This is a genomic window from Protofrankia sp. Cj3, assembly GCF_917627355.1.
In the GTDB taxonomy this organism is placed as follows: Bacteria; Actinomycetota; Actinomycetes; order Frankiales; family Frankiaceae; genus Protofrankia.
The window spans coordinates 1-5,812 of the sequence record NZ_CAKJTR010000249.1; the positions used below are offsets into that span (position 1 = coordinate 1).

Here is a 5,812-nt window from a genome sequence, read left to right on the forward strand (position 1 = left end):
TCCGATGCTCGGCCTGTCCGGTGCTGGCTGCAGCGCCGGGTCTCGCGGACCGAACCCGTACCCGGCGGTCCGGGCCAGCGGGGCGTCCGTGATGCCGTACCGCCGATCGGTCAGGCTGATCGGGCCGTAGTCGCCCCTGGGTACCGGCTTGACGTCGTACGTGATACCGAACCGGCTCATGCACCGCTGGATCAGCGCCAGATTGGCTTTGGTGAGGCGCTCGTTCTGTTCCCGGCTGGGCAGGTAATCTTCCACCGGCAGCCGTAGCGCCACGCTTTCCAGCAGCTGCGGCACCGCGCCGATGGCTGGTTCGGCTGGCTCGGTGCTGGCTGCTGGGGCTGCGCAGCCGGCCAGCGCCAGCAGCGCGGCGAGCGCGGTACCGGCTCCGGTGCACCGGCGCTTCAAGGCCATAGATTCGTCTCCAGAACGACGGTGTGGATCGGGCGGCTGTGCGCTGCCGGTCGCGGCGCTACCATTACGCTGACCGCCGTTCCGCCCAGCATCAATGGGCGGAACGGCGGTCACTCCGAAACAGGTGGTCAGGGCGTGTAGTAGTACGCTGACGAAATCGTGTTGAAGAACGTCGTCGGGAAGTTGTAGGCGGAGAACGGAGCTAGGTCAAGGCCTGAACCGGTGTAGTTCGCGCCGGTGAACACACGCCACCAGTAGGTGTCCAGGTTCCGCCAGGACTCGGTGTTGTTGTTGGCGCTGATGCTGGTTCCGGGGAACACGTCGTTGCTGAAGTCCGGGTCGGACAGGTACAGGTCAAACAGGTACCCTGACTGGCCCGTGAAATAGTAGAGGCCGAGTTCGCCAGCCTCCAGCGCCCCGTTCTTGCCAGTCGCGCTGGCCGGGCTAGCCACCCCCAGCCCGACGCCGAGGCAGGCGGCGATCGCCGCCAGCGCGATGATGAGCCCTCGCTTGATGCTCGTTGCCATGTTCGTTGCTCTCCCTTACGAAGGGGCCGGTTGACACGGTTAATCCTTCATTAAGGTAGAGAGCGGGAGTAGTCACGAGGTTTCGTGTCTTGACTCGCTATAGTTGATCTGTTATTAAATCCATTTGATCATTGCTGTCTGATTGTTGCCGGCTGCGGGGGATCGTCACCACCACTTCCAGGCCGCCTTCGTTGCGGGCGACGGCGTTCACCGTGCCGCCGTGGGCCTGCGCGACCGATCGCACAATTGACAGCCCCAGGCCGGTGCCCCGAGCCGAGTGCACGCGGTTCGCCGCACGCTGGAACGGCTCGAACAGCTCGGGCACGTTCGCCGGAGCGATGACCGGGCCGCTGTTGACCACGGTGAGCCGGGCGTCGCCGTCGACAGGGCCGGCGGCGAGCCGTAACCAGCCGCTGGCGACGTTGTGCCGGATGGCGTTCTGCAGCAGGTTCTGCACAAGCCGGTCAAGCAGGACGCGGTCGCCGTCGACGACGACTGGGCTGGCCTCGGCGGTGACCCGCAGCCGCAGCCGATCGGCATCCGGCCGCAGCAGGGTGAGCACGCCCCCGACGACCTCGGCGAGGTCAACCGGCCGCGGGTCCGTGATGCCGTGCTCGGCCCGAGCCAGGGCCAGCAGCCCGTCCACCAGCCGTTCGTGCCGGGCGTTCACCTCCAGCATGATCTCGCCGAGACGGATCAGCTCGGGCGGGGCGTCGGAGCGGCCCATCGCCACCTCGAGCAGGGTCTGATTGATCGCCAACGGCGTCTTGAGTTCGTGCGAGGCGTTGCCGACGAACTGCCGTTGGGCCGCGAAGGCCGCGTCGAGCCGGGACAGCATGGCGTTGATCGCGGAACCCAGCTCCCACCACTCGTCCCGGGCACCGGTTAACGCGACCCGTTCGTGCAGGCTACGATCCGCGATCCGGCGTGCGGTGGCGGTGATCTGACGTAACGGACGCAGCGTCACCCCCCCGACGAACCAGCCGGCGGCCAGGCTGGCGGCGGCCAGCCCGGCCGCCAGGACCAGCCCGTGATCCACCAATGGGCCCAGGGTCTGCGCGCGCAGCCGTTCCCGGATGTCCTGCCCCGTGGCCAGCAGCTGGGCCTTGAACTGCGGGGCCTCCTCGGGGCTCGGCATCGTCTCCACCGCGGCGGGGATATCGATCGGCTGCCGCGCGATGGCGTGGTCGACCGCCAGGTAGGCGACGAGCAGCGTCACCCCGCCCACGACCAGTCCCAGGCAGCCGATGAGCAGGGCCAGCCGGGTGCGGACAGACAGTCTGGTCATGGCAGCCGGTACCCCACTCCGGCGACGGTCTCCACCAGCGGCGGCTCGCCGAGCTTGCGCCGTAGCGTCATCACCGTCACCCGGACGACGTTGGTCAGCGGATCGATGTTCTCGTCCCAGGCCTTCGCCAGGAGCCGCTCGACGCTCACCACTGCCCCGTCGGCGAGGAGAAGCTCCTGGAGCACCCCGAACTCCTTGCGGGACAGGGCGATGAAGCGACCGTCCCGGGTCACCTGCCAGCGCGCCGGGTCAAGTTCGACCCCTGCCCGGCGCAGCACCGGGGGCGCGGCGGGCCGCGCCCGCCGGGCCAGGGCACGCACCCGGGCGACGAACTCCGGGAAGGCGAACGGTTTCGGCAGGTAGTCGTCGGCGCCGAGGGACAGGCCGGCGACCCGGTCACTCACCTCGCCGGACGCGGTGAGCATCAGCACCCGGGTGGCCGCGGCCGACCCGACGAGGCTGCGGCACACGTCGTCGCCGTGCACGATCGGTAGGTCCCGGTCGAGCACCAGGACGTCGTAGTCGTTGATCTCCAGCCATGCCAGCGCCTCGGCGCCGTCGTAGACGACGTCGACCGCGATCGCCTCCCGGCGGAGGCCCTCGGCGATGGCGCCGGCCAGCAGCTCCTCGTCCTCGGCGACCAGCACCCGCATAAGAGCTCTCCCCTCGACCGGTCCGCGGCCCTGCGGAGATGGTGAACGAATCCGTATAAGAACTGGGTAAGCATCATCGCTGACGGTAATTTTATAGCCGTCCGTGTTCAATCCCTGCCATGACGAACACGAAAAGTCCGGCCGGGGGCCGGTGTCGCAGTCCGCTGATCGCCCCGGTGGCCGCGGTCGTACTGGCGGCCGTGGCCTTTCTGGCCGGCTGCGCTGACGGGGATGGCACACCGCGCGTGGTGTCCGTCTCGACCGGTTCGCCGCCGGCCACCCAGGCCAGTGCCGACCGCGGCGCTCAGCTCAGGCGGTACCGCGACTGCCTGCTGGGCAACGGTGTCACCCTGCTCGACCAGCTGAACGTCGAGGGCATGCCGCAGATCGACAAGGAACGTACGAACATCGACGTACTCGCCACCGGCCAGGAGAGGTGCCGCCCGTACCTGCCGGCGGCTGTCGACGCGCCAAGGCCCGATCAGGCGATGGTCCAGGCCCGGCGCAGGCTTGCGGAGTGTCTGCGCGGACACGGCGTGCCGGAATATCCGGACCCCGATCCGGTGACCGGCGACCTGCGCATCGGTGATCAGCTGGCTGCCCGGCTCAAGGACGACCCGAGCCTGGCGTCGGCCCTGCGGACCTGCCAGCAGCAGGTGGGGCCAGCCGCCCGCGGGGATGGTGCGGCCCGATGAAGAGAAGCACCGGCCTTGGTACCGGCGCGGTGGTGGCCGCGCTCGTCCTCACCGCCGGCGCGGTGGCCGTGCACGTCGCGCGGCGTCCCTCGGCAGCATCCCCGGCCAGCTCACCGCCACCGGCGGTCACCGCCGAGATCACCCGGACGACGCTGGCGCGGACCGCCTTCATGGACGGGACACTCAGCTACGGCCCGGCCCAGCCGATTGAGTCCAAGGCGGCCGGCACGCTCACCTGGCTGCCCAACGTCGGTGACACGGTGGACCGGGGCCATGCCCTGCTGCGCGCCGATGAGCAGCCGGTCGTGCTGCTCATCGGCGACCTGCCCATGTACCGCCCGCTCGCGCTCGACACGGTCGGCAACGATGTCAGGCAGTTCGAGACCAACCTACAGGCACTCGGGTACACCGGCTTCACCGTCGACCAGCGGTACACCGCCGAGACCGCGGCCGCGGTCAAGCGCTGGCAGCGGGACCTGGGCCGGCCGCAGACCGGCACGGTGGACGTCGCCGCGGTCATCTACCTGCCCGGACCGGTCCGGGTCGCCAGCCGGGTGGCCCGGCTCGGCGCGGCCTCGACCGGCCAGCTGCTCACCTACACCGGCACGACCAAGGTGGTGACCGCCCAGGTCCCGGCGCAGAACACGGCGTGGGCGGTCAAGGGCGCCACCGTGGACATCGTGCCGCCGGCCGGGGCTGCCGTACCCGGCGTGGTGGCGGACATCAGCACGCAGGTGAGCACCCAGCCCAGCGGCGACGATGTGAACGCCCCGGCCGGCGGCGGTGCCCAGCAGGCCACCGTGGCGGTCACTGTCACCATCGCGAACCAGGACGCGCTCAACGGGCTGGACCGGGCGCCGGTGAAGGTGCGGCGTGTGCTGGAGCGGCGGGAGAACGTGCTGACGGTACCGGTCATCGCGGTGCTTGCGCCGATCGAGGGAGGGTATGCCCTGGAGATCGTCGACGGCGGCCACAGCCGGGTGCTGCCGGTGCGGACCGGGCTGTTCGCGGACGGCCAGGTGGAGGTCAGCGGCGCTGGCATCGACGCCGGTATGACGGTGAAGGTAGCGGCGTGAACCCGGCCGCGGTGGTCCGGATGCGCGATGTGTCCAAGATGTACCCGGGCGGGGTCGCCGCGCTCCGCAACGTCGATCTGACTATTCACAGCGGGGAGATGGTGGCCGTCGTCGGCCGGTCCGGTTCCGGGAAGTCGACGATGCTCCACATCATGGGTACCCTTGACCGGCCGTCCAGCGGCAGCGTGTACCTGGACGGACACGATGTGGCGGCCCTGCCCGACCGCCGGCTGTCCGCGCTGCGGGCGCGCCGCATCGGCTTCGTCTTCCAGAACTTCCACCTCGCCGACGGTGTGCCGTGCCTGGACAACGTGGCGGACGGGCTGCTCTACGCCGGCGTCCCGATCCGCGAGCGTCGCCGGCGTGCCGAGACGGCGCTGGACCGCGTCGGGCTCGGCCACCGGCTCCGGCACCGGCCGCACGAGCTCTCCGGCGGTGAGCGGCAGCGGGTCGCTATCGCCCGCGCTGTGGTCGGTGCCCCCGCGCTGCTGCTGACGGACGAGCCGACCGGCAACCTGGACACCGGCTCAGGCGCCGCTGTGCTGGACATCCTGTATGAACTTCACACGGCCGGCACCACCGTCGTGGTCATCACCCACGACCGGGAGATCGCTGACCGGCTGCCACGCCAGGTGCGCCTTCGTGACGGGCAGGTGGTCTGATGGCCGGCGCCCTGCCCGCCGCCACCCTGCCCGCCGCCACCCGCCTCGGCCTGGCCGACACGCTCCGGGCCGGTTCCGCCGGCCTGCGTTCCCGCCCGCTGCGGGTGGGGCTCGCGACCCTGGGCATCTCGCTCGGGATCGCGGCGCTGGTCGCGGTCCTCGGCGTCTCGTCGTCCAGCCGCGCTGATCTGGACCGTCGGCTGGACCAGCTCGGCACCAACCTGCTCACCGTCGTGCCCGGCCAGACCGTGCTGGGGGAAGGAGCCGAGCTGCCGGCCGAGTCGGTGCGGATGACGGCCCGGATAGCCCCGGTGTATTCGGTGTCGGCGACCGGGCGGATCAACGCCTCGGTCTACCGCAACGACCACATCGACGTGGGCGACACCGGCGCCATCGCGGTGCTGGCCGCCCAGCCGGGACTGCTGGGCACAGTCGGCGGCGGTGTCGCCGAGGGGCGCTGGTTCAGCCGCGCGACCTCGATCCTCCCCGCTGTCGTCCTC

General features: G+C 70.4%; 7 protein-coding genes and 1 pseudogene. 4 read left to right on the forward strand and 4 right to left on the reverse strand.

Features of this window, described 5'->3' with window-relative positions; all coding sequences use genetic code 11:
* From MJ783_RS21505 to MJ783_RS21520, 4 genes and pseudogenes are all read right to left on the reverse strand, one after another.
* Positions 1-411, reverse strand: a pseudogene (locus MJ783_RS21505) (hypothetical protein); the annotation flags it as partial.
* A 128-nt stretch (positions 412-539) separates the two neighbouring features.
* Positions 540-938 (reverse strand): peptidase inhibitor family I36 protein, encoded by a 399-nt coding sequence (locus MJ783_RS21510; RefSeq protein ID WP_239313275.1) that lies wholly within the window; start codon positions 936-938, stop codon positions 540-542.
* A gap of 97 nt (positions 939-1,035) precedes the next feature.
* A complete protein-coding gene (locus MJ783_RS21515) occupies positions 1,036-2,226 on the reverse strand; it encodes a HAMP domain-containing sensor histidine kinase (RefSeq protein ID WP_239313278.1) in 1,191 nt (396 codons plus the stop codon).
* Positions 2,223-2,879 carry a response regulator transcription factor gene (locus tag MJ783_RS21520; RefSeq protein WP_239313280.1) on the reverse strand — a complete coding sequence of 219 codons (657 nt, stop codon included), beginning with the start codon at positions 2,877-2,879 and terminating at the stop codon, positions 2,223-2,225. The genes MJ783_RS21515 and MJ783_RS21520 overlap by 4 nt, the downstream gene beginning before the upstream one ends.
* Positions 2,880-3,055: 176 nt before the next feature.
* Between MJ783_RS21520 and MJ783_RS21525 the strand changes: the two genes are divergently transcribed.
* The 4 genes from MJ783_RS21525 to MJ783_RS21540 form a co-directional block, all read left to right on the forward strand.
* Positions 3,056-3,574: a hypothetical protein gene (locus tag MJ783_RS21525; protein WP_239313282.1), complete on the forward strand. Its 519-nt coding sequence runs from the start codon at positions 3,056-3,058 to the stop codon at positions 3,572-3,574.
* Complete coding sequence (locus MJ783_RS21530; protein ID WP_239313284.1) at positions 3,571-4,650, forward strand: peptidoglycan-binding protein; 1,080 nt, start codon at positions 3,571-3,573, stop codon at positions 4,648-4,650. Before MJ783_RS21525 ends, MJ783_RS21530 begins: the two co-directional genes overlap by 4 nt.
* Before the next feature lie 20 nt (positions 4,651-4,670).
* A complete protein-coding gene (locus tag MJ783_RS21535; RefSeq protein WP_255720375.1) occupies positions 4,671-5,312 on the forward strand; it encodes an ABC transporter ATP-binding protein in 642 nt (213 codons plus the stop codon).
* Positions 5,312-5,812 (forward strand): ABC transporter permease (locus tag MJ783_RS21540; RefSeq protein ID WP_239313286.1); only part of this gene is annotated, 501 nt, incomplete at its 3' end. The genes MJ783_RS21535 and MJ783_RS21540, both read left to right, overlap by 1 nt.